Raw genomic sequence first — 23,822 nt, 5'->3', positions numbered from 1 at the left:
GATACAGACTATTTCAAATTAAAGATCAGACAAACATCGGTTCCCGATACACACTCAACTTTTTACCCAAATATCAAGCTCACCTAAGCTGAGAAGAGCCGATTTTCTAATCTAGCTGTATCTACAAGTCGTGGGTCGTACGCTACATTTAGACTAATTAATTTAGAAATGTTTCATTAAGAAGTCCTTTTACGTTCGTAGCAAAAGTCAATGATGTCGGTGAAGCTAACTTCTTCTTGTGATAGTTGCTCTTTCAATTTGTCCAGTTCAGCGATATTAGGCAAAGCATTAGTAGGGGAGATTACAACCTCAAACTCAGGATTGTACTGCTGTCCAACTCTTGTAAGCTCTTTTCCTAATTGGAAAAGTATGTTGTCGCGCAGTATTAATTGGTTTCTTTTAAAACGGAGCAAACGATAGCAATCGAAAAAATCTGAACGCTTTGATGAGTCTTGTTTTCTGCCAGTCCAGCCAGTATCTCTCGTTGCTCGATACAGTGCTTTATCTTGCGTATCTACCCAATAGTTAAAGTCAAAATCGCTTCTTGGTATGGGGTTCTTATATGTGGCTTCGGGAAAAAATGCAGTGTTGTCATATTGGTGCTTATCTAGAGCGATCAATATCCTATTTTGTGCTAACAAAAGTTGCTTAGTGGCACTGGAAATATCAATTCGAATAAGTTTACTTGTATCTAAGATTCGTAGCTCTGCTGGTAGTAACTCTCCATCGCTATTCCAATGCTCTTTGCGTCGTTTTGGCAAAAGCTGGATGAATATATTCAAGAACTGGAACAGATTAACTGAACTTAAAGGCACTATATGTAGTTCTTCTTTTTCTGCATCTTCATGAAGAAAATAGCGTGCACTTTTCAAACGCACTAATTTTTGAGCTATTTCCTCCACCCACTCACGTACAGTATCGTCTAAACAATGATGCCTACGTCTCCCTTTGACATTTCCAAGCAATTTATCAGCTAGCACGTCATCATTAGACTTTATACTGAAAAGAGCTTCATTTCTTCGATGAATCGATTTAAAAATTTGAGAAAAATCTTGATTAAACATTCCTTGGTAGAAGCCCTCTCGTTCTCTCAAAGGACTAATGAAAAGTCTTTCTAAGAGCCCCATATTTTCTGTATCGAAATGATGTTCTGGTTTCCCTTTAACAAGCTTCATAGGTAATCCTCTTCACTGTCTTCAGTATCTTCTAAAGAACGTTTAAGAGAGGAAATATCATGACCTATTTCGAAATCAACAGAGCCAAGTTGCGGAAGGATATGTAAAGCAATAAACAGATGAGAAGCATCCGAAAATGAGTTGCTAAGAAACGCTCTAATTATTTTGTTTTTATGGGCTTTTCCTCTATTCATACCCATTTGGTCTCCATATCCATCTTGCCTTGTACGATCTTCAAAAGCTGATTTCCAGTTGAAACGAATCATATCTCTTGGGGATGCACTAGAGCTAAACGAACGAGGGTTTGAAAGCCGTACCATCCTCTCCAAATATTGTTTCTTGGTTGGAAACCTATCTATCCATTTATTGAACTCGCCAAGTGCCATTTCAGATAGTCTCGAATTCTCGAAGTAAGCTCCATATAAAATAGCAAATCCTACAACTGACATTATATCGTTCAATACAGTTGAAATGAGATGTAATCGAAACTCATCATTTATATCGAGTTTAGGATCTACGAATTTAGAGTCGGAAGCCATAAAAGCTAGTAGCATGAACATTGAAATAGATTTACTTAACTTATCCTCATCATTCTGCTCAAGTGCATCAATACAAGCTTCGGCGAGTTCGAAGTATATGTGCCCAAAATGATCTGGTAGTTCATCATTTTGTTTTTGCCTAAAAACATGCCCAATAATACTAGCTTCACCTAGCATCTCTATTGCTTCATCTCGTGCTGTGGCGTGTTGCTTTCTAAAAGCATCAATATCTATTTCTGGAAATAAATACTGCTTTTCGGAGTAATGTTCAAACTCTCTGTATCTATTAATTAGCTGAGATATATCTTCGAACCATCTAGGTAACTTCCAATAATTGTGAAGATTTGCCAAAATTACTTGAGTCGCAGCTTCTTTCATCTGCATTTCTGATAGCTTCTTTATAAAGTTAGGGATCGTAAATGCATAATAGTTGCTGATTTCCTGAAGCACCTTTGCGTAATGATTTAAAACCTTTTGAACTGCCAGTTGTTGGACATACTTAGGTTTTGATAGTCGCTGACCTTCAATCCTTCGTTCAAAGTTGATGCGTTCCACGACAACATTTAACTCTACTTGCAGGAAAGAAGGTAGATATTTTAGATGTTTACCTGTCCATATATCAGTATCAAAGAAGTGCTTTAGCTCTTCCTCGAATATAAACATACGCCTCATTGTTTCAAGGCAAAGAGTGCTTCCTAATGCAGCCCATGTGTCAGCTATTCCAATCAATAGAACTAGTTCCTCTGGTTCTTTCTCAATTTTTTCATATGTCAGTTACGGTAAGAGAAAAAGAACAATGAATAAAAAAATTACAATTGGTGTAACAGACCTGTCGTTTCATCGTACAACAGCGTCATTGGTTACCAACGTATTGAAAAACATGAAATTCGAAGTTGAGCGAATCTTCTCTCCTCATCAAGAAAATTTTGAAAAACTGAAAACTGGTGAAATAGACATGCTATCTTCTGCTTGGTTACCATCGAGTCATGGTATCTATAAATCAGATGTTGAAGAGGTTGAGCAATTAATCGAGCTTGGACTTCACTATGAGCCATACGCATTGTGGGGTGTACCGGATTACGTGCCTAAAGATATGGTCTCAGAAGTGGTGGATTTATTGAAGCCTGAAGTGGTCAAGAAAATGATACCTAAGATTCAAGGTATTAACCCAGGAGCTGGTATCACACGCTTCTCAATTCGTATGATGGAAGAGTACGGTTTAAGTAAAGCAGGGTATAAATTTTTTACGGGCAGTGAAGACGATTGCTTAAGTGCCTTTGAAGATGCAGTCGCGAATAAAAAATGGGTTATTGTTCCACTGTGGAAGCCGCAATTTCTTCACTATCGTTATGATATTCGTGAGCTTAAAGAGCCTAAAGGACTGCTTGGAATTGTAGATAGAGCCTTGCTTTTACTTCGAGATGACAAAAAAAATCTTTTCACTGAAAAGCAGCTTAAGACCTTAGATTCATTACGCTTCTCCAATGATATTATTGCAGAACTTGATTATAAAGTGTGCCGTGAAGGTAAACCACAAGATGAAGTTACGCATGAGTGGTTGATGGCACAAGATGTGCTCTCACTGAGCTAGCAGAGAAGTGTTTCTACATTACGCGCTCGATCAGTGCGATTGTCAAAAATAAATTGAATGTCCTTTTGGTGTGTGTCCAGAATGAGAAAGTGAATGAGCCATTTTCTAGATTCTATCATTTAGTGGCTCACACAAATTCCCTAAAGTGGTATAGCGTATTCGTTAAGTGTCTCGGCAGTAAGCGGAGGTGAGGAGATAGCCCAAGGATTTAACTTGCTTTCTAAATAGCCTTGTTTTGAAAAAATCTTCAATGCAGCTTTATTGAATTTTTCAACAAACTCTATATCTGTTGTTGACTTAGGGAATGCCACAAAATACAAAAGACGTTTATCTTTCCAAGTATATCTAATACCTTCAATGCCAAACTGTTTTGCACGAAACTCCCCTAACGAACGGTTGCTGTAATAGGCATCAATTCTATTTGAATCCAACATTCTAATTAAATTACCACTCTCATCTCTTTGTATCATGATTTTCATTGGTTTCAAGCCTTTAGCTACCAATGTTTCATTTAGCTCGTCCAGAGAATTAGATGTGTTTGATGGGCCAAAAACGCCCACATGCAAACCTTGAAGATCCTCTACATTTGCAATGGTTGTTTTGTTATCTACTGAAAGGAAAATACCATATTCAGTCATCATGAAAGGAACTGAGAAATAAAACTTTTCCGCCCGATTCTCATACCAAGCGAATGGGTATATCCCATCAGCTTTTCCTTCTGATATCATAAGCTTAGCTCTTCTTGTGGGAAATGTTTTAAAACTACACTCATTACCCAATTCCAAACATACGTCATTGACCATATCCGTGAATGGACCTGAGGGTTGTCCTTTAATCTTGTGGCTAAATGGCGGAAATTCAAAAGTAAGAAAGCTTGTATTAGATGCATAAGTCTGGAATGACACCAACATTAAAGTAACAGTTATCGCAATTATTTTTTCCATAAACCTTCCACCAACCTTGAACTGAACACTATGCAAGTTTAGCCTCTGAACGTAACTGGGGTGTGACAATTCGGGAAAAAATTGGACATTTAAAATGGCAGTTCTTCAATACTCACAATGAGGCTCATGTCAGTGCTAAACTGAGTTGAGAGTCAATGAACCAATATAGAGGCGCTTACGCACCGCCAAATTATTTTGTCGAACACTCGTAGAAAATCGATTAGCTACTTTTGAGGGGATTGCACGGAACAAGTGAGCATTAGCTGAAGGCAACGTTGTTAGTCACGCAGAAGCCAGCAGCCGATTGTCAAAATGTTACGCTAGCTAGGCTTTACCATCATCATCCCCTCTTGGGGCACTCGAGCAAATGGTCGTTGACCATACCGACGGCTTGCATAAAGGCGTAGCAAATCGTCTCGCCGACAAACTTAAAACCGTGCTTTTTTAAAAATTTACTCATCGCTTTTGATTGCTCTGTTGAAACTGGCACTTGCTCCATCACACTCCAGTGATTCACTACTGGTTTGCCATCGACAAACTGCCATAACGCATTCGACAGACTACCATATTCTTTAATCAGAGCCTTTGCGGCGCGCGCATTACTAAAGACCGAGTTGATTTTACCTCTGTGCTTAACTACATCAAATTGACCAATAATGGGCTCGACCGCTTGTTCATCACACTTGGCCAGTTTGTCGATATCATAATTTTGAAACGCGGCGCGGTAGCCTTCTCGCTTTTTCAAAATAGTTATCCAACTTAAGCCCGCTTGCGCGCCTTCCAGCGTGATAAACTCAAACAACACTCGGTCGTCATAAACAGGTATGCCCCATTCGTTGTCGTGATAGTCACGTTCAAGCTGATGATTCATTGCCCAAGCGCACCTCGTATCCATTTTCTTTCCTACATCAGTTGTTATTAGCGCCTCGCTAAGGAGGCGCTAATAACATTAATTAATTTGGCACTTGTACTTTATGGAAAATTCGATAAAGCACAGGCACTACAATCAGGGTTAATACGGTGGCAAACCCTAACCCAAACATTATAGTCACGGCCATAGGTTTGAAGAAAATATCAGGTAGCAAGGGAAGCATGCCCAATATTGTGGTGATCGCTGCCATACAAACAGGGCGTACACGGCTTAAAGACGCATCGACCACCGCAAGGTAAGGGTCTTTGCCTGACCTCATTTCAATCTCTATTTGGTCAAGCAAGACAATACCATTTTTTAGCAACATCCCAGATAGGCTCAAAAAGCCCAGTAATGCCATAAAGCCAAACGGTGTATTTAATACCAGTAACCCTGTTGTAACCCCAATAATCGCCAGTGGAACGGTTAGCCAGACGATCAATGGCTCTTTGACCGTATTAAACAAGAATACCGTGATCAAAAACATGAAGAGGTAGCCCATCGGCATAGTAGTAAAGAGCGAAGCCTGAGCATCCCCCGAAGATTCATATTCACCGCCCCACTCAAGAGCATACCCAGGCGGAAGTTCAATCGCTTCAATCTGTGGTTGCAGCCTCTTTTGTAGGGTTGCGGCAGTTTCTTCACCTAACAAATCCGGGTCAGCCATCACAGTCAACATGCGCTTGCGGTTTTTACGCACTATGATGGGATCTTCCCAACGCATGTCGTAGCCTAAAGTGACTTGCTGAAGTGGAATATATTCACTTAGCGCTGGGCTCCAAATTTTCATCCCTTCAATATTACGAATATCAATACGCTCTTCTTCTGGTAGTCGAGCAACAATTGGCATTAAAGTCGTTCCGTCACGGTATACACCGACAGATTTCCCTGAAAAAGACATCGCAAGGAACTCGTCTACATCGGCTTTAGTAATGCCGTAGCGCCTTGCTTGACCTTCGTTAAATTGCGGCTCTAGTACTTTTGTCCTCTCTCGCCAGTCATGGCGTATGTTATTCGCGCCAGGATCTGCATGCATAATATCTTCAATCTGCCTTGCGACACTCCGCAGCACAGTTGGGTCGGAGCCAATCACACGCGCTTCAATTTTTGCACCACCACCAGGGCCAAGCTCAATTTGCTTGAGCTTATAGTTAATTTCAGGGAAATTATCCTCAACATAAGCTCTGAAATTCGACATTAATGTTGCTAACTGCTCGTAACTTTCTACTCGTGTTGTAATTTCACCATACGCTGCATAACTTTTCTCAGGCGAGTAAGTAAGCATAAAACGCTGCAAACCTTTCCCCGCAGTGGTGGTGATATGTTCAACTCCCTCTTGATCAGAGAGCCAAGTTTCCAATGCTTTTAGCTTAGTATTAGTCGCACGAATATCTGTCCCTTCAGGCAACCAGATATCAGCCTGGAACATAGGTGTTGTTGATGATGGAAAAAAGGACTGTTTGACAAAAGTAAACCCATAGAGACTAGCAGCAAGACCAACAATCATAACAATAACCGTTAGCCAAGCACGCTGCATACAAAACTCTAGAAACCCTTTGTAGAGGGCAAAAACCATGCCTTTATAGGGGTCATTATCTTCACCATCATTGCTAATTTTTTGCCCTTTAAAAAACATATCGGCAAAAAATGGGGTCAAGGATATGGCGGTAAACCAACTTAACATCAAAGAAATAAGCAAGACAGTAAACAAGGTTCCACAGTACTCACCCGTTGAATCTTCAGATAAGCCGATAGGAGCAAATGCAGTCACAGCAATTATTGTCGCACCAAGCAATGGCCACTTAGTTTGCGTGACAATATCGGTTGCCGCCTGCATTCGCGAACGCCCTTTTTGCGTTCCTATCAATATACCTTCGACGACTACAATCGCATTATCGACCAACATACCAAGAGCAATAACTAGAGCCCCAAGCGAGATACGTTGCAAATCGATAGCAAAGTACTTCATAAAAATGAAAGTACCAAACACGGTCAGCAATAGGATTAAACCAATAAGCAGCCCCGAGCGAATACCCATAAAAAACAACAATACGATTATCACGATTGCGACTGCTTGGCCAAGACTAACAACAAAACCGCTCACCGACTTGTCGACTTCTTTCGGCTGGCTGTAGACTTCGGCAATATCAATACCAACCGGTTGTTGATACTTTAACTCGGCAAGCCGACGATCAAAGCGCTCGCCCACTTCAACCACATTCACACCTTGCGCAAAGGAAACGCCCACGTTAAGCGCAAGATGGCCGTTAAAGGTAATGATGTTATCGGGAACATCGACATAACCGCGTTTAATTTCGGCGACATCTCGTAAGTAAATCAGCCCTTGGGCACCACTTTCTGTGATGATCAAGTCACCAAGCTGATCAACATTTTCAAATTCACCGGTAGGTTGGATGCGTATGTATTCGTCACCGACTCGGATTGCGCCAGCATCGGAAACCACGTTTTGAGTAGATAATAAATTGAAGAATGTATTCGGTGCTAAACCAAGGCTACTTAAGCGCTTCATCGAGACCTCGATAAACACCTGTTCCTGTTGCTGGCCTGAAACCGACACTTTACTGACACCATCAACCAGCTCCAGCTCACGTCTTAAATAGTCAACATAATCAAGTAACTCTTTATACGAATACCCATCGCCTGTGATCGCGAGTAAAATACCGTACACATCACCAAAATCATCTATAACTTTGGGTTCATTGACCCCTGGAGGTAGCTGAACCTTAAGATCGCTCACCTTGCGGCGTAATTCGTCCCATATTTGCGGCAAGTCATCTGGGCCATAGTTGTTTTTCATCGAGACAGTGATCTGGGATAAACCACGACTGGAAATTGAATTCACCTCATCAACATAAGTCAATTGCTGGATGGCTTTCTCTATAGGGTAAGTCACCTCTTCTTCTACCTGCTGAGGCGTTGCACCTGGATATGAAGTGACTACCATGGCATCTTTTATCGTAAATGCTGGGTCTTCTAAACGTCCCAAACCAAAAAAAGCCGAAATACCGCCTATAAGGAAAATCAACGCGATCATCCAGCTAATAACGCGGTTTCTAATGAAATATGCAGCTACACCAGTGACATTTTCATCTTGAGAAGACTGGCTGTTATCGTGTTCACTCATTTCCAGTCTCCTGCTTAATCACTTCCACTTTCATTCCCTCTTTTAGCCTTGAAATCCCAGCCACGACTACTTGCTGTTGGCCTGTCAATCCACTTACTACTTGTAGATCTTCCTTAGTGACTTTACTGACTCGAATTTTTTGCCGAGTCACTGTACTGTCTTCATTTAGCAGCCAAACAAATTTGTTACTTCTATTTATATCATCACCATCTGCATTAAATACGGCTTCAATAGGCACCAATACTCCACTACTCCTGTTCAAGCCAATTTGGTAACTATCAGTTGTGACTTCTACCGCCATACCATCCAATATGTATTCTTGCTCAGGCATGGGTAGAGCCAAGGTAACAGTGAAAGTTCCGGTTTTAGGATCAGGCTCAGTAGTAAACTCCTTGATGGATGCTCGGTACTCATTGCCGCTCGGCACTTTAACTAATGCTTCGATACGAGAAAGAGTCTCCGGTTCAGGCTGATTGGTATAAAGGCTATCAGGCAGCTGAATCAACACTTCCACGTTGTCAATACTATGAATATTCACGACCTGTTGACCAACCTGCACGTTTTCATATTGATCAACATTTACCCGTGAAATTATGCCATCAACCGGAGCCAAAAGTTGAGTGAATGACAACCTCAATTGAGCTAACTCCAATTCGCTTAAAGCGATCTGCCGATTGGCGGCTATCTCATCGAACTGAGATCTCGCAAGCAGTCCTTTCGCAACAAGAGGTTTAGAACGCTTGTATTGGCTATCAATAACGGTGAACTTGGCACTAGCATTATCGACGTCCAGTTGATAATCCGTTGGGTCTAGCTCGGCTAGTACAGCGCCTTTTTTAACCCTATCTCCTTCTTTAACATTGAGCTTACTGACTTCACCAAACACTCGAAAGCTCAAGGGCGCGCGCTCCGCTGCATTGGCCACCGCTGGGAAATAAAGATTATCTTGCTCGACATCAGTGCTTACTTGAACAGCCTTCACTTTTGGTATGCCAAAATCAACGTATTGGTTTTCCTTACCACACCCAGTAAGAACAATCGCTGAGCTGAGCAAACTAAGACCTATAAATAACTTCATGTTACAGCCCTCTCTCCTTAACCCACTCTCTCACTTTGATGCCAGACTCAATGTCATTCACGCCAGAAATAATGATACGGTCCCCATCCTCAAGGCCACGTTTGACTTGACGTTTTTCATCCAACACTATGCTCACTTTCTCGACCACACCGGATGAATCAACGCGCCAAACACAGGTTTCTCCATTTTGTTCAAAAACAGCGGTATTCGGGATCCGCGTAGCACCTAAAGAATCAACTTTAACATTCACCTCTCCCGCCATTCCGGGCAGAATACCTACATCTAGTGGGCGCTCCATAACCATGGTCACTTTATATGAGCCAGTTTTCGGATCCGCTTCTGTATCCACTTCTTGGAAAGTCAGTACGTAATCGTTGTCCGGAAACGCATCAAACTTCATTGAAGCGGTAAGATTGACCCCTGAAGCAAACCGATTAAGTAAGTGGTCAGGCAACTGAAATAGGATTTTTATCAGTTGATTGGTCTGAATATTCATCACGCCTTGCTTGGCAGCAATATATTGATAGGTTTCTGCTGGTATAATAGAAACTGTTCCATTGTAAGGGGCGACTAACTTTGTATAACGCAAATTGGCCTGCGCTTGTTCTAATGATGCTTTCGCAGAATTATGGTTCGCTTTAGCCTGATCAAAATCTTGTTCAGAAACGACTTTATCAATTCGCAGTTTTTTGTAACGCTCATATTGAACGTCCGCTAAACGGAACTGAGCTTCTGCTTGCTTGGCGAGCAAAGAATATTCGTCTGGGTTTAAAGAGGCGAGCACTTGCCCTTTAGTAACAGGCTGACCAGATAACACATCTATTGATTGTAGCTGCCCAGGCACTCGAAAAGCTAAAACAGCTCTGTCTCCTGCTTCAGATGTAGCAGGGAAATGTCTTTCAAATTGTGCGTTGCCGACTGAAACGGTGAAAAGTTTTGCGGGCCTAGATTCTGGCTCAGGAACAGGAGGTAACTCTTTACCACAACCGCTTAATAAAGTGGCAGCAGTAAGAAGCAAAAACTTTGATTGCATAATCAGTCATCCAATAGTCACTTAGAGATATTAGGGCCTGTTTCCTGTTCAAGATTGATTTTTGTAAAAAATTAAAACCAACCCTAAAAGTCAACAAACCCAAAGATAGATGAATGATTATATGACTGCCAGCCAGTTACCAGTAAATTATTATAATAATTGGCTATTTTCTGGGAAGTGTCACCTTAGTTCCCATTATTGACTTACAAACGGCTAAATTCTCTGTCGACTTTAAAAGTTTCGGAAGTAACATACGCTTCTAACTCACGAACTTGTCCCTCCAAAATATCAAAGTCTTTTTCAAGTGTGTTAAGTAACACGTCAGGTGTTTGTCCTTGCTGCCAAGGTTTGCTTTTTAGCTTATGTTCCTGCTCGGCTTTCAACGACATCACATAATTTTCTGGCTGCTTCTCCAACATTAGTGTCATGGCTATATATGCGAGCAATACAAGAAAGCTACCACCTAATAAAGCTGCAGAGATCACCAAAATCCTTATCAGCCAAACTTCACAGCCAAAGTAATTGGCAAGCCCTGCACATACCCCAGAAAGTTTGCCATTGTAAGTATCTCGATACAGCTCTCTATTATTCATAACGACGTCTCCAGCTAGGTGTTTCTGTGTCTAAAATTCGCTCGAGGGTTTCAACACGTTTTTGCATCTGATCCGCTTTTTCTGACAGCGTCTGTAGCCGGTTAAAATCATCTTCTGAAAGGCCACCTGCGGCTTTTTTCTTGCTGCGATAATGTAATATCAACCAGAGTGGCGCCACAAATATCAAGAAAACAATTAAAGGCCCAGCAATAAAAAATGATGACATATGGAACTCCTAAATAATGCTTGCTTAGCGTGAGACTTTGCCGTCAACCAAGCAACAATGAACTTTATCAGTGTGCTGTTTTATAAATGAAAAATATCAGGTTACGAATCTCTATTTGACTATAAATACTTCACTTAGCGGTAGCCAATCATTTTTTGGCTTTTACCTGCTGCTTCAGAGTCTCGAGTTCTTTTTCAATATCATCTTGCGCTTTAAGTTCAGCAAATTCCTGATCTAACGACTTAGCGTTACCAGACTGAGCATAAACATCCGCTTCAGCTTCAAGCTCATCAATTTTTCTAGAATACTGCTCAAACTTAGCCATCGCCTCAGAGCTTCGAGCTGTATGCAAATGTTTTTGTACATCACGACGTCCTGAAGCCGTCTGTGAACGAATCGCCAAAGCCTGCTGCTTAGCTCTAGTTTCTGTGATTTTACTCTCCAGCTTAGCAATCTCGCCGGTTAACTTTTCTATCGTTTCTACCACTAGATTCTGCTCGGTATGCATTCCTTTGAGCATATCTTGCAGTTTTTGCTTTTCTATTAATGCCGACCTTGCCAAATCATCACGCTGCTTAGTCAAGGCTAAAGTTGCTTTATTTTGCCATTCGTTGATCTGTTGATCGATAATACCCACTTTACGCGATAATTCTTTTTGGTCAGCAATGGCTTTTGCTGAATTAGTGCGTACTTCTACTAGTGTATCCTCCATCTCTTGGATTATGAGGCGTATCATTTTTTCTGGATCTTCTGCCTTATCCAATAGTGCACTTATATTTGAATTGATGATGTCTGCAAAACGCGAGAAAATACCCATAACTTAGCTCCTTATCTGATGCCCCAGCGACCATATCCCTAGGTTATCTTGAATTATCAGTTTAAATGTGACCAACTTCTATTAACCAAGATATGTGCCAACTTATTAATTCTTATAAAACAATTAGTTAATAAAGCAAGCATTAAAAGTACTATCAATCTTTGATGAATTTAGCCAATATTAGGTAAATTTCACCTACGGAATGCGTTATAATGCAGCAAAACCTCATCGGCGAGTCTCCCAATTTCCTAGAAGTGCTAGACAAGGTATCAAAACTCGCCTCTATACATCGCCCAGTTCTTATCATTGGTGAGCGAGGAACGGGTAAAGAGCTTATCGCCCAACGTTTGCATTACCTTTCAAAACGTTGGGACCAACCACTTATCTCACTTAATTGCTCAACATTGAGCGAGGGTTTGATTGATTCTGAACTATTTGGTCATGAACAAGGTTCATTTACAGGGTCAAAAGGGCTACATAAAGGACGCTTTGAACGAGCAGAAAATGGCACTCTTTTTTTAGATGAACTTGCCACTGCGCCTCTTTTAGTTCAAGAAAAGCTGCTTCGAGTGATTGAATACGGTCAATACGAAAGAGTCGGTGGGCATCAACTACTCAATGCCAATGTTCGTCTTATCTGCGCGACCAACACCGATCTACCCGAAATGGCAGCTCGAGGTCATTTCAGAGCAGATCTTCTAGACAGGCTGGCTTTTGATGTCATCCACCTTCCCCCACTTCGCGAACGAAAAGCAGACATCCTCTTACTAGCAGAATATTACGCCATTAAAATGTGCCGTGAACTCGAACTTGAATATTTTGTTGGTTTTTCTAAAGGTATTCAGCAGGCACTCATTGATTATCAATGGCCCGGAAACATACGTGAATTAAAGAATGTCGTTGAACGAGGCGTCTATCAAAACGGACACCAATATGAGCCCATCGAAGACCTAATATTCAACCCCTTTTTAAGTCAATGGAAAGCAGAAGAACAAGACACTCACGGCACCAATCCTGACATCAAATCGAGCATTAACAATTTTACTTTCCCTATAGATTATAAAACTTGGCAACAGGAGCAAGACATCGCTTTGCTAAAAGCTGCGTTAAAACAAAGTAAGTTTAACCAACGTAAAGCTGCCGATATGCTGGGTCTGAGCTATCATCAGCTTAGAGGTATGATAAGAAAGTATGACCTCTCGTCTATTACCTAACTTATTTGGTAGAGCTGAAACTATTATTGGTAAATTACTGAACTATTAGGGCATAATGACAAGTTATATTGTGATTTGTCCATGACAGTCGTTCTCGCTATGAAAGCATTTATTCAACTGACATTAAGTCTATGTGGTCTTACCTTACTTGCCGGCTGTGGCGAGGGCCTTGATCACAGTAAAATTCGTCAAACTGGCTTCGTCTATTGCGGTCAGGGTGGACCCGACAGTTTTAATCCGCAATTGGTCGAAAGTGGTATCACTTCGGAAACATTAAGCCCACAAGTTTTCGACACACTTTTAACCCTTGACCCTGATAATTTCAAACCAGTTGCAAACCTTGCTACTAGTTGGTCAGTAAATAAAGAAGGGACAGTGTATATTTTTAACTTACGTAAGAATGTCTCCTTTCAAACAACCCCTTGGTTTTCTCCAACACGACCATTAAACGCCCAAGATGTAGTATTCAGCTTTCAACGTATTATTGATGCTGCGCATCCTTACCATAATGTAGGGGGCGGCTTTTATCCTTGGTTTAGTGGTATTGATTTCCAAAACCTGCTGACAGATGTCCAAGCAATCTCACCGTACCAAGTTCGCTTCACGTTAAGCCGCCCAGATAATACCTTCTTATCAAATATTGCCACCAGCCACGCTGTTATTCATTCAGCAGAATATGCCAGAGGGCTAACTATAGCAGATGATAAAACGAGGATAGACAGCCATCCTGTAGGAACTGGTCCTTTCTATTTGTACGATTATCAGGTTAATGACCTCATACGACTCAAGCGACACAAAAACTACTGGCGAGGTCAACCCAAAATGAGTCAGATCGTGTTTGATATTTCTCATCGAGGCACTGGTACATTAGCAAAACTGCTACGAAACGAATGCGATGTGTTAAATTCCCCTCTTTCTAGTCAGATCCCTACTATCAAACAACAAAAAAATATCAAATTGATGGTAAAACCGGCAATGAACATCTCCTTTATCGCTGTCAACACAACTAATCCTGCACTCAACGATCCTCGTGTAAGAAAAGCACTGAACTATGCAATTAACCGCAAAAATATCCTTGAATCAGTCTATTACGGTACTGGTAGCCAAGCTTATTCAGTATTGCCACCAAACTCTTGGGCTTACCTAAAAGACAACGTTCAAATTCGCTATGACAGGAATTATGCTATCGCCTTGATGAAAGCAGCTGGATTTGATAAAGGGCTAGAGTTAACTATGTCGGTACCATTAGAACCAAGAGCCTACAACCCTAGCCCAAGAAAAACCGCCGAATTAATTCAAGCAAATTTTGCCGATATAGGTATAACCTTGAATTTACTGACAGACGATCGCTTCGACCGTTCTAACGTCGCAAACAACCAACATGTTGACTTATACCTCACTGGTTGGATTGCTAATACAGGCGATCCAGACAATTTTCTGCGACCTTTGTTGTCCTGCGACTCCAAAAAAGTTGGCTTGAATGTGTCTAGTTGGTGCAACGCAGATTTCGATTTTCTACTTGATCTTGCCCTTGAGGTCGATAAACCGCGCTATCGACTCAATTTATACAAACAAGCTCAAAATATTCTCAACGAAGAATTTCCTGTTATTCCACTTAGCCATGGGATGCAGTTTCAAGCTTTCGACTCTTCTTTAAAAGGGTTTAAAATTAGCCCATTTAACGTACAGCCTTTTGATACGGTAGAGAGGGTAAAATAATGTTTCTCTATACACTTAAGCGTATCAACTTATTTATTATTACGTTATTAATACTGTCTATGGTTGGCTTTAGCCTGCTTAGGTTAGATCCCGACTCTCCTTGGCTTGCTGAGAGTTTTTGGCAAGGTTGGATGACGTACATAGGCGAGTTAATGCACCTAAATTTTGGTGTGACTAAAAACGGTGTTCCTATATCTAGCGAGCTAGCAATCGTATTTCCAGCAACCCTAGAGCTTTGCCTTATTGCTTTTGTTTTCTCTCTCTTGGTCGGAATTCCAATTGGCACCCTTGCTGGAATGAAACAGGGAAAATGGATTGATACCGCTATTTCATTTACTTCCATGTCTGGTTATTCCGCTCCTATTTTCTGGGTTGCTCTATTGATGATCATGGCATTTTCATTCCATTTTGAGATGTTCCCAGTCGCGGGGCGATATGACCTTTTATACGAAATCAAGCATTTCACAGGGTTTGCTATCCTCGATGCTTCTTTGACTCAAGGAGAATATCGCGCACATGCACTTCAAAGCGTGCTTGAGCATCTAATTTTACCTTGCCTAGTACTCGCACTCACGCCAACAACGCAAGTGATTGGTTTAATGCGATCTTCTGTGGCTGAAGTCATGAGTCAAAATTACATCCGTGCAGCGAAAATAAAAGGTCTCGCCACTCATGAAATCGTTACCCAGCATGTATTAAGAAATGCCATCCCACCTATCATACCTAAGATCGGTGTACAGTTATCAAGTATGTTGACATTGGCAATTATTACAGAGTCAATATTCAATTGGCCCGGAATTGGTCGATGGCTGCTAGATGCTTTATCCAATCAAGATTATGTCTCAATTCAGGCTGGGGTGATGGTAGTTGCTACATTGGTTCTCACCGCCAATATACTGTCGGATTTATTGGGCGCAATGGTGAATCCATTAGTAAGGAAAGAATGGTATGCTAACCGATAACATTTATCAGGAAGAGCGCGTTCCTACTCAATTTGAGCGCTTTTGGCGTAGCTATCGCTCAAATGGACTTGCAATGTTTGGCCTCTGGTGTTTAGGCATTGTTATCGTTATAACCCTAACATCACCCTGGCTCACTCCACACGATCCACAAGCTCAGACTGGGGAATTGCTTATTCCACCCTCATGGAATCCTGCAGGGACTGTTGATTACTTCCTTGGTACTGACGATTTAGGGCGAGATATATTATCGCGCCTAATCGTAGGGTCTCAGTTAACATTTGGGGCAGCAGTGATCATTGCGTTTGTCGCAACAATAGTAGGCTGCTTAATCGGCATTCTAGCGGGGATGACAAAGGGTTTATTGTCTAGTGTACTCAACCACCTGCTCGACACCATAATGTCCATTCCCTCACTCCTTTTAGCCATCATATTTGTTGCTTTCCTCGGTTTTGGTGAATTCAATATCCTACTCGCGATATGTTTGGCTTTAATTCCCAGGTTTGTTCGTTCCATATATATCGCTGTACATACAGAAGTTGAAAAAGATTACATCATCGCCGCGCGCCTTGATGGGGCAAATGATTTTTATCTTCTTTGGAACTCTATTTTACCCAATATTCTTGTTGTCATTGCAGCAGAGGTAACACTCGCACTTTCTATTGCTGTTTTAGATATTACCGCGTTAGGGTTTCTTGGTTTAGGAGCACAAGCGCCTAGCACTGAATGGGGTGCCGTTCTCGGTGACTCTGTAGAACTTATTTATCTTGCACCTTGGACCGTCACTTTACCAGGACTGGCAATTATGTTTACCGTCATCGTCATTAACCTTGTCGGCGAAGGAGTCCGTCAAGCTCTCAATGCGGGGATAGAATAATGCCACTACTGGATATTCGTCACTTAACTATTGAAATCGAGACACCGCAGGGATTAATGAAAGCGGTAGATCGAATGAGCCTAACGATGAGTGAAGGTGAAATTCGTGGTTTGGTAGGTGAATCAGGCTCTGGTAAAAGTCTTGTAGCCAAAGCTATTGTAGGTGTTTGTAAAGACAATTGGAAAGTGACCGCTGACAGAATGCGTTTAGGCAACATTGATTTGTTGCAACTTACACCAAAAGAACGTCGCCGTGTTATTGCGAGAGATATCGCAATGATATTCCAAGAGCCTTCCACTTGTTTAGACCCCTCTGAACAAGTGGGGAGCCAGCTCATTGAATCCATCCCCTCTCATTCATTCTCAGGTAAATGGTGGGAACGTTTTAAGTGGCGAAAAAAACAAGCCATTACCCTACTTCATAAAGTCGGCATAAAGAATCATGTTGACATTATGTCGAGCTACCCATATGAACTGACTGACGGCGAATGCCAAATGATCATGATTGCAATGGCAATAGCTGCAAAACCAAAATTACTGATTGCTGATGAACCGACCAATGATCTCGATCCCATAACACAATCACAAATCTTACGCTTACTCAGTCGTATGAATCAAATCAACAACACTTCAATCATGCTGATAGGACATGATCTCACGACGATAACGCAATGGGCAACCAGAATTACCGTTATGTACTGTGGTCAGTCTGTTGAATCAGCTGACACAAAAAAAATTCTCGGCCAACCCAAACACCCGTATACTGTCGCTCTGCTTAAAGCAATGCCAGACTTCAGTGAAAAAATTCCCCACAAACAAAAGTTGGAATCTTTACCTGGAACAATTCCACCACTGCAGCACTTACCTATTGGATGTAGACTTGGACCTCGCTGCCCGTACGCGCAACGCCAATGCGTCGAAATGCCCAAAACGAACCGAGTAAAAACTCACAAATTCGCCTGCCATTTCCCTCTAAATATGGAGAAGAATAAAGTATGAGTTCATTGCTGGAAGTCAACGAATTAAGCAAAACGTTTGTCACTAGGTCAGGGTTGTTTCATAAAAAAGTCTACCAAGCTGTTAAACCGGTCAGTTTCACATTAGAAGCTGGGCAAACCCTAGGTTTAATTGGTCAAAATAGCTCAGGTAAGTCGACTCTAGCGCGAATGTTGGCAGGTGTCATCGAACCAACAAAAGGCGAGATAAAAGTTAATGGCGAACGATTAGAACACCAAGATTATTCCACACGGTGTAAGTTGATTCGAATGATTTTTCAAGATCCTAATACTTCACTTAATCCACGCCTCCAAATTGGGCGCATTCTTGAAGGGCCGCTTAAAAGAAATACAGAAATGACGCCAGAGGCACGGGTGTCAAGAGTGAAAAATGTATTGCTCAAAGTTGGCTTACTTCCCGAGCACGCTTATTTTTATCCTCAAATGTTGGCTGCCGGACAAAAACAACGGATATGCCTCGCACGTGCATTAATTTTACAACCTTCCGTTATTGTGGCTGATGAAGCACTTAATGGCTTAGATATGGCAATGCGTTCCCAGATCATTAACCTCTTTTTAGAACTACAAGAAGAGATGGGGGTATCATTTATTTATGTATCACAACATTTAGGTGTGGTGAAACATATTACTGATAAAGTCATGGTCATGCACGATGGTCAAGTAGTCGAAGCTGGAGAAACTCAACAAATCTTAACCTGTCCAGCCAACGTGATTACTCAACGACTGGTTGAAAGCCACTTTAATAAAGCAACCTGCTTCAGGTAGCAAGATTTAGCCAATGAAAAACCTTATGCTAAGGATAGCGATGGGTCTCCTACTCAATTGTAGTACGGCTAAAAGCAGTTATGCTTTGACGCAGACTTGGCTAGACCCGAACTTTGTCAAACAAGCCTTTCTAGAAGTGGCGCTAAAGAATGAATATTCTCAAGGAACTCGACATCTCACTAAGTGGGAGAAACCAATTAAAGTTTGGGTCCAACATAAAGTTGCTGACCAAGCCCTACATGACCAATTAACCAATACCCACCTGAGAGATTTATCTACTATCACTGGGCATTCAATCAAACGAGTCACAAAACGAGACAAAGCAAATATTGTGTGGGTATATACCCAGAAATCAAAATGGGAAGGTGATATTGAAAAAGAACTCGGAGCAGGTGCTCTAAAATACACTCATGGTGCAATATGTAAGGCTGGCTATCAAACAAATAAAGTAACCAATGAAATTGACTCTGCTGTCATCATCATCCCTGTTGACCAAGCAAGAGAACACGGGAAGCTACTTGCATGTATTGTCGAAGAAATCACACAAACACTGGGACTTCCAAATGATACAAAAGCGGCTTACCCATCCATTTTTAATGATGAAACACCTGAGAATTTGCTCTCACCCCTAGATGTTATTTTATTAAAAATGCTCTACGAGCCGGAATTAAGGTCTGGTATGAACTTAGCTCAAACTCAGCAAGCCGTCGACGCCATACTTAGCCGCTACCAGAGCCAAGGTGTGCTAACCCAAGCGGTTACTATAGCTAAGTCGACAGAATTATTTCAACTTGTCGGATATTAATATTTAATAACATGGCTACAGCAAACTAGCGCTTGTGCTTTTTATCGGCTTTTTTTAACTCTGACTCAAATTCTTCTGGGAAAAGTACTAAGCCTTCTTCATTGTGGTTTGGAAAGACCACAACTGACAACTCATCATCTTCAAGGCCATGAGTCCAACGGCTAAACCATTTGGCAGTAGAAATACATTCCGCTTTACAGTGTTCCCAATCCCCGTTAGCCCACTGGTTAGCAAACTCTTGATGCGGCCAGATTGGTACACAGTCTTCATCTTCTGTATTGAGCATTACACAGCCATGTTCGTCAGTGAGAATCCAAACATTTTTGTGCTTAGCGATTTCGTTTACTGCGTAATTAAATCGTTCATCTTCAAGCATTTTCTGGACAGATTCTATCTCTTGCTGCGAGAGTGGTTGCGGCATTTACTTATTCCTTCAATAAAACACCCACGTTGAAGTGGGTGCTATGATCAATGACCGAGTCGCTTAAACTAGCTCAGTTTGAAGCCAAGGCCAACCTTGCTTCTTACGACTCAAAGTATTTTCCATCATTAGCATACCGTCACGTTCATGCTTGGTCAGCTTTTCTGCCCACTCACCTCTGTATAATAGGCGAGTGTTAGCCGTTGTAATATCTGTCAACATCACGGCTGCAAAAGCTAAGTTCTCTTCAGCACATCGACGTTCGAGATCCAACTCTAGTGCACCAATCATATCATCAACTTGTTCTAATGTGGCGAGTTCAACCTGACCAACAACAACGTCACGACCATTAAATGGGTAACCCTTGAGATCTTTCTCTACCAATTGTGCAGCAGAGAGTCCTTCAATATTGGTTTTCGCAATCAGCAAGTCTTTAATGAAAGCATCGATGTCACATACATCGGCGATTTTAGCCAATTCTTCGATTGCATCTTTGTCTTTCTGGGTACATGTCGGTGAAGCAAAACCAACAGTATCAGACAAAATAGCCGACATCATCAGCTTAGCAATTTTTGGTGAAATCTCATGGCCTTCAATTTTAAACATATTGAAAAGGATAGTGTTGGTACAACCAACAGGCCAAATCCAAGCTTCCATCGGGTTAATGGTCATCACATCACCTAATCTATGGTGATCTACGATACCCAAGATTTCAGCTTCAGCCACATCATCCGGTGCTTGAGCAAGATCAGAATAATCAACTAACCAAATTTTTTCGCCTGCTACAGAGGTGCGAAGCTCTGGCAGTTCGGCTCCAGCAACATCAAGAATATGCTGAGTTTCGCGGTTGATTTCACCTTGCCGGATCGGCATGGCTTCAACACCACGCGCGTTAAGTAGTTCGGTTGCCACTAAGGCACTACAAATACTGTCACTATCAGGGTTCTTGTGACCTACAACTAGAATCATCTTTTTTCCTATACGACTTCAATAAACCCATACTGGGCAATTACCCACAAAGCCAGATACTTTACCTGAATTTTGAAATTTGTCATGGGTTAGAAAAAATAAATAGCTAAATCACAAATTTTGGTTGCAAATAGTGGCACACAAATCTAAATTGATAACCATTATCATTTAGATTTAGTAAATAATGAATTCGATTCGACTTTCCTTCTCTATACCTAGCTGGCTTAAATTCTCTCAGTTTCGTCCTGCATACAAAAGGCTCCTGCTACCTGCCACTCTCATCGCATTAATACTTAATGAATCTTCTCGATCCTTAACAGTAACAACGCTTTCTGATGCCTTTTGGGCTGTTTCTGCTTATGTCGCCTTTACTCTTGCTATCTATCATTATCTTTCTCTTTGGATGAATAAAGACAACAAGATAGTCAACCTCTATAAAAGCTCCCGTCATTGCCAAGTATTATTTGCATCACTGCTCGGTGCCCTACCTGGATGCGGAGGCGCTATTATAGTGACAACTCAATTTGTCAGTGGCCGAGTTGGGTTTGGAGCGATAGTCGCTGTATTGACATCAACAATGGGGGATGCGGCCTTTTTGCTTCTCGCCAGTAAGCCCGATATCGGTATACTCGTTGTCGCAATAGGTATTGTCATAGGGTGTATCACTGGCTGGGCAGTTAATGCTATCCATCCAGACAGTTTTTTACGCCCCAAAAACAGAGAAACCTCTGATATTAAGTATACTTGCCAGTCAGATCCCAGCCCACAGACTAACTTCGAGAAAAAAGCCATTAACCTCCAAGGAGCATTTTGGAAATGGCTTATCATTCCCGCCACGATAGTCGCTTTCTTAGGATCCTTTCAAGTTGATATCAACCAATTGCTGGTGCTTCCTGCTGAAACTGTAGAATGGATTGGAGCCGTTCTTATTGTGATTAGTATGCTCCTATGGTCATTAACAAAAGAAATAAAAGATTACCGCTCTACCGTTTCTGAGGATGCGAAAACCATCACCTCACACCCATTGCAAAAAGCAGCTCAAGATACCAACTTTGTTACAGCTTGGGTAATCTTGGCATTCATGTCCTTTGAGCTATTAACAACAATTGGTGATATTGATCTTGTCAGCGCGTTCTCTGGCTGGGGAGTATGGATGCCTTTCGTTGGGCTTGCCGTGGGGATCCTTCCTGGGTGTGGTCCACAAATACTTGTCACTAGTTTATATATATCAGGGGCGGTACCACTTTCAACTCAGTTAGCTAATGCAATTTCAAATGATGGTGATGCTCTATTCCCTGCTATTGCACTTGCACCAAAAGCCGCGCTGGTTGCAACTCTCTATTCTGCACTTCCAGCTCTAGTGGTTGGTTATGCATATTACTTTGTATTTGAAATGTAATATTACACCTGTTTACGACTGGTTTGATATTGAATCGATAAACGCTTTAATTGGCATCGGCTTAGCAAAATAATAACCTTGAAGGCAGTGAACCTTATGCTGGGCAAGGTATTCGACTTGCTTAAGTGTTTCTACACCTTCAGCCACCGTTTTCATTCCAAGCCGAGAGGCTAGATCCAGCAAGTTTTCAACGATATGGGCAGATACAGAGTCATTACCAATCATACGAATGAAACTTTGATCGATTTTCAACACATCAAACCGAAATTGATGTAAATATCGCAAGCTCGAATGCCCGGTACCAAAATCGTCAATTGCTAACTGAATATTGTTTTCATGTAATGCCGTAAATAAGTTTTGAGCTTCCTCAGTATTTTCTATTAACTCTCGCTCTGTAAGCTCTAAGCACAATCGAGCTTTCCCCGGTGAAAAAGCGTTGAGAAAACTCAAACTATCTTCAAGTAGGTCAGAGTTAATACAATGCTTTGCCGATATATTAAATGAGACAGTAAACCCTTCTCCCAACAAATCTTGGTGTAACGACAGTTGTTCCCCTACCTGAGCCATAATTAATTTAGTCATGGGGATAATCAATCCCGACTCTTCCGCTAATGGAATAAAAAGATCAGGACGTATAAGACCTTCTTGAGGATCGTTCCAACGCATTAATACTTCCGCGCCAACAATATTATAATCGCTATCGACATAAGGCTGAACGTAGGGAACGAACTCTTTGTTGTAAATGGCTCGGTTAATTTTGTCTTTCATTGACTCAGGCTTACCAGTGATCCAGTACGTATACCAAGCCATTACCGCACAAAATCCAATCAAAATAAGCATTGCCGATTGTTTGTGGGAGACCATAAAATCTAAATAATCATCTCCTGAAAGCCACACGCTCAAAGAATAAGCATAATGTTTAGAGTTTACTCTTAAGGTACTTTTTATTGGGCTTGTACTGACATGACCTGTTTTATCTATCCATGTCTCACCAATTTGTAGGTGAATCATTTTTTCTTGACTAGTCAAGGTCAAAATGTTTTTTAAATAATATCCAGAGATGGAAGACGCAACGCTAATCTCTCCATTCGTCATGACGAAACTCAGAGCCGATTCTTTAGGCGTTATCGGAGAACTTGGCATAAGAACCAGGGAATTATCAACTAGCTTATAGTCTGGTAATGGCGTATCGACTTCTCCAAGTAAAGAGCTGCAATATATTCTCCCATTTTTAATAAGAGTGAGCATCCTGACATCTGGAATGATCACCACCAAATCGCGAATATAAGGTAAGACCTCATCACATTGCCCTTGAGTAAAAGGATACGCACGTTGCGCGGCCGCATCTGCATTCCAGAGAAGTCTATCAAGTAATACCACTCCAGATTCAAGAGAACGGTTCATTTCACGCTGTAAGCTATTCTGAGCCAAAACAAACAGAAGAATAGTGCCAAGCACTACAGGTAGAACAAATGAAATAGACGTGAGAACAAGTCTTGTCAAAAGTGGAGTTGCCTTTAAGTAGTTTCTCATTATCTCTTTCTCGATAAACGCTTAAGGCAATTATAGGCTCTGATTTATTAGTATTATAAGTATCAGTTAGTAGAAAGTATTAAATAATCACTATT

22 protein-coding genes are annotated in these 23,822 nt (G+C 41.4%); 9 read left to right on the top strand and 13 right to left on the bottom strand.

Annotation, left to right across the window (positions count from 1 at the left end; all coding sequences use genetic code 11):
- Positions 1-176: 176 nt before the first annotated feature.
- Positions 177-1,175 (bottom strand): hypothetical protein, encoded by a 999-nt coding sequence (locus KO511_RS14470; RefSeq protein WP_215988117.1) that lies wholly within the window; start codon positions 1,173-1,175, stop codon positions 177-179.
- Entirely contained in the window at positions 1,172-2,377 is a 1,206-nt protein-coding gene (locus KO511_RS14465) for a hypothetical protein (RefSeq protein WP_215988116.1), read from the bottom strand. Before KO511_RS14465 ends, KO511_RS14470 begins: the two co-directional genes overlap by 4 nt.
- Positions 2,378-2,510: 133 nt before the next feature.
- Between KO511_RS14465 and KO511_RS14460 the strand changes: the two genes are divergently transcribed.
- A complete protein-coding gene (locus KO511_RS14460; protein WP_215988115.1) occupies positions 2,511-3,305 on the top strand; it encodes a glycine betaine ABC transporter substrate-binding protein in 795 nt (264 codons plus the stop codon).
- A gap of 140 nt (positions 3,306-3,445) precedes the next feature.
- Here the strand turns inward: KO511_RS14460 and KO511_RS14455 are convergent, their stop codons facing one another.
- The 8 genes from KO511_RS14455 to pspA form a co-directional block, all read right to left on the bottom strand.
- Positions 3,446-4,249 carry a substrate-binding periplasmic protein gene (locus KO511_RS14455; RefSeq protein ID WP_215988114.1) on the bottom strand — a complete coding sequence of 268 codons (804 nt, stop codon included), beginning with the start codon at positions 4,247-4,249 and terminating at the stop codon, positions 3,446-3,448.
- A 340-nt stretch (positions 4,250-4,589) separates the two neighbouring features.
- On the bottom strand, positions 4,590-5,144 hold the full coding sequence (locus KO511_RS14450; RefSeq protein WP_215988113.1) for a DNA-3-methyladenine glycosylase I: 555 nt from the start codon (positions 5,142-5,144) through the stop codon (positions 4,590-4,592).
- Between the two features lie 58 nt (positions 5,145-5,202).
- Entirely contained in the window at positions 5,203-8,304 is a 3,102-nt protein-coding gene (locus KO511_RS14445) for an efflux RND transporter permease subunit (protein ID WP_215988112.1), read from the bottom strand.
- Positions 8,297-9,382, bottom strand: coding sequence for an efflux RND transporter periplasmic adaptor subunit (locus tag KO511_RS14440; protein ID WP_215988111.1), 1,086 nt, complete (start codon positions 9,380-9,382; stop codon positions 8,297-8,299). The genes KO511_RS14445 and KO511_RS14440 overlap by 8 nt, the downstream gene beginning before the upstream one ends.
- Position 9,383: 1 nt before the next feature.
- On the bottom strand, positions 9,384-10,415 hold the full coding sequence (locus KO511_RS14435; protein ID WP_215988110.1) for an efflux RND transporter periplasmic adaptor subunit: 1,032 nt from the start codon (positions 10,413-10,415) through the stop codon (positions 9,384-9,386).
- A 203-nt stretch (positions 10,416-10,618) separates the two neighbouring features.
- Positions 10,619-11,008, bottom strand: coding sequence for an envelope stress response membrane protein PspC (gene pspC / locus KO511_RS14430; RefSeq protein WP_125321829.1), 390 nt, complete (start codon positions 11,006-11,008; stop codon positions 10,619-10,621).
- On the bottom strand, positions 11,001-11,234 hold the full coding sequence (gene pspB, locus KO511_RS14425; RefSeq protein WP_125321831.1) for an envelope stress response membrane protein PspB: 234 nt from the start codon (positions 11,232-11,234) through the stop codon (positions 11,001-11,003). Before pspB ends, pspC begins: the two co-directional genes overlap by 8 nt.
- Positions 11,235-11,382: 148 nt before the next feature.
- Positions 11,383-12,051: a phage shock protein PspA gene (pspA, locus tag KO511_RS14420; protein WP_215988109.1), complete on the bottom strand. Its 669-nt coding sequence runs from the start codon at positions 12,049-12,051 to the stop codon at positions 11,383-11,385.
- Between the two features lie 212 nt (positions 12,052-12,263).
- On the opposite strand from pspA, the gene pspF reads away from it, so the two are divergent.
- From pspF to KO511_RS14385, 7 genes are all read left to right on the top strand, one after another.
- Positions 12,264-13,265, top strand: coding sequence for a phage shock protein operon transcriptional activator (gene pspF, locus KO511_RS14415; RefSeq protein ID WP_171362112.1), 1,002 nt, complete (start codon positions 12,264-12,266; stop codon positions 13,263-13,265).
- 99 nt (positions 13,266-13,364) lie between these two features.
- Positions 13,365-14,984: an ABC transporter substrate-binding protein gene (locus KO511_RS14410; RefSeq protein ID WP_215988122.1), complete on the top strand. Its 1,620-nt coding sequence runs from the start codon at positions 13,365-13,367 to the stop codon at positions 14,982-14,984.
- Complete coding sequence (locus KO511_RS14405; protein WP_215988108.1) at positions 14,984-15,946, top strand: ABC transporter permease; 963 nt, start codon at positions 14,984-14,986, stop codon at positions 15,944-15,946. Before KO511_RS14410 ends, KO511_RS14405 begins: the two co-directional genes overlap by 1 nt.
- On the top strand, positions 15,933-16,820 hold the full coding sequence (gene sapC / locus KO511_RS14400; RefSeq protein WP_215988107.1) for a putrescine export ABC transporter permease SapC: 888 nt from the start codon (positions 15,933-15,935) through the stop codon (positions 16,818-16,820). Before KO511_RS14405 ends, sapC begins: the two co-directional genes overlap by 14 nt.
- A complete protein-coding gene (locus tag KO511_RS14395) occupies positions 16,820-17,818 on the top strand; it encodes a peptide ABC transporter ATP-binding protein (RefSeq protein WP_215988106.1) in 999 nt (332 codons plus the stop codon). Before sapC ends, KO511_RS14395 begins: the two co-directional genes overlap by 1 nt.
- Positions 17,815-18,600: a peptide ABC transporter ATP-binding protein gene (locus KO511_RS14390; protein ID WP_215988105.1), complete on the top strand. Its 786-nt coding sequence runs from the start codon at positions 17,815-17,817 to the stop codon at positions 18,598-18,600. The genes KO511_RS14395 and KO511_RS14390 overlap by 4 nt, the downstream gene beginning before the upstream one ends.
- A 13-nt stretch (positions 18,601-18,613) precedes the next feature.
- On the top strand, positions 18,614-19,405 hold the full coding sequence (locus KO511_RS14385; RefSeq protein ID WP_252724383.1) for a DUF2927 domain-containing protein: 792 nt from the start codon (positions 18,614-18,616) through the stop codon (positions 19,403-19,405).
- 25 nt (positions 19,406-19,430) lie between these two features.
- On the opposite strand, the gene KO511_RS14380 is transcribed toward KO511_RS14385, so the two are convergent.
- Together KO511_RS14380 and KO511_RS14375 are read right to left on the bottom strand one after the other, a co-directional pair.
- Complete coding sequence (locus KO511_RS14380; protein ID WP_215988104.1) at positions 19,431-19,826, bottom strand: DUF2750 domain-containing protein; 396 nt, start codon at positions 19,824-19,826, stop codon at positions 19,431-19,433.
- Between the two features lie 63 nt (positions 19,827-19,889).
- Positions 19,890-20,795 carry a manganese-dependent inorganic pyrophosphatase gene (locus KO511_RS14375; RefSeq protein ID WP_215988103.1) on the bottom strand — a complete coding sequence of 302 codons (906 nt, stop codon included), beginning with the start codon at positions 20,793-20,795 and terminating at the stop codon, positions 19,890-19,892.
- 184 nt (positions 20,796-20,979) lie between these two features.
- Here KO511_RS14375 and KO511_RS14370 point away from each other — a divergent pair, with 184 nt between their 5' ends.
- Positions 20,980-22,194: a putative manganese transporter gene (locus tag KO511_RS14370; RefSeq protein ID WP_215988102.1), complete on the top strand. Its 1,215-nt coding sequence runs from the start codon at positions 20,980-20,982 to the stop codon at positions 22,192-22,194.
- Between the two features lie 12 nt (positions 22,195-22,206).
- Here the strand turns inward: KO511_RS14370 and KO511_RS14365 are convergent, their stop codons facing one another.
- Complete coding sequence (locus tag KO511_RS14365; RefSeq protein ID WP_215988101.1) at positions 22,207-23,727, bottom strand: EAL domain-containing protein; 1,521 nt, start codon at positions 23,725-23,727, stop codon at positions 22,207-22,209.
- Positions 23,728-23,822: the final 95 nt, after the last annotated feature.

Origin of the sequence: Vibrio hepatarius (assembly GCF_018860525.1) — a bacterium.
Classification (GTDB): domain Bacteria; phylum Pseudomonadota; class Gammaproteobacteria; order Enterobacterales; family Vibrionaceae; genus Vibrio; species Vibrio hepatarius_B.
The sequence above is the reverse complement of the archived record's forward strand: the minus strand, read 5'-3'. Positions and strand labels throughout refer to the sequence as shown.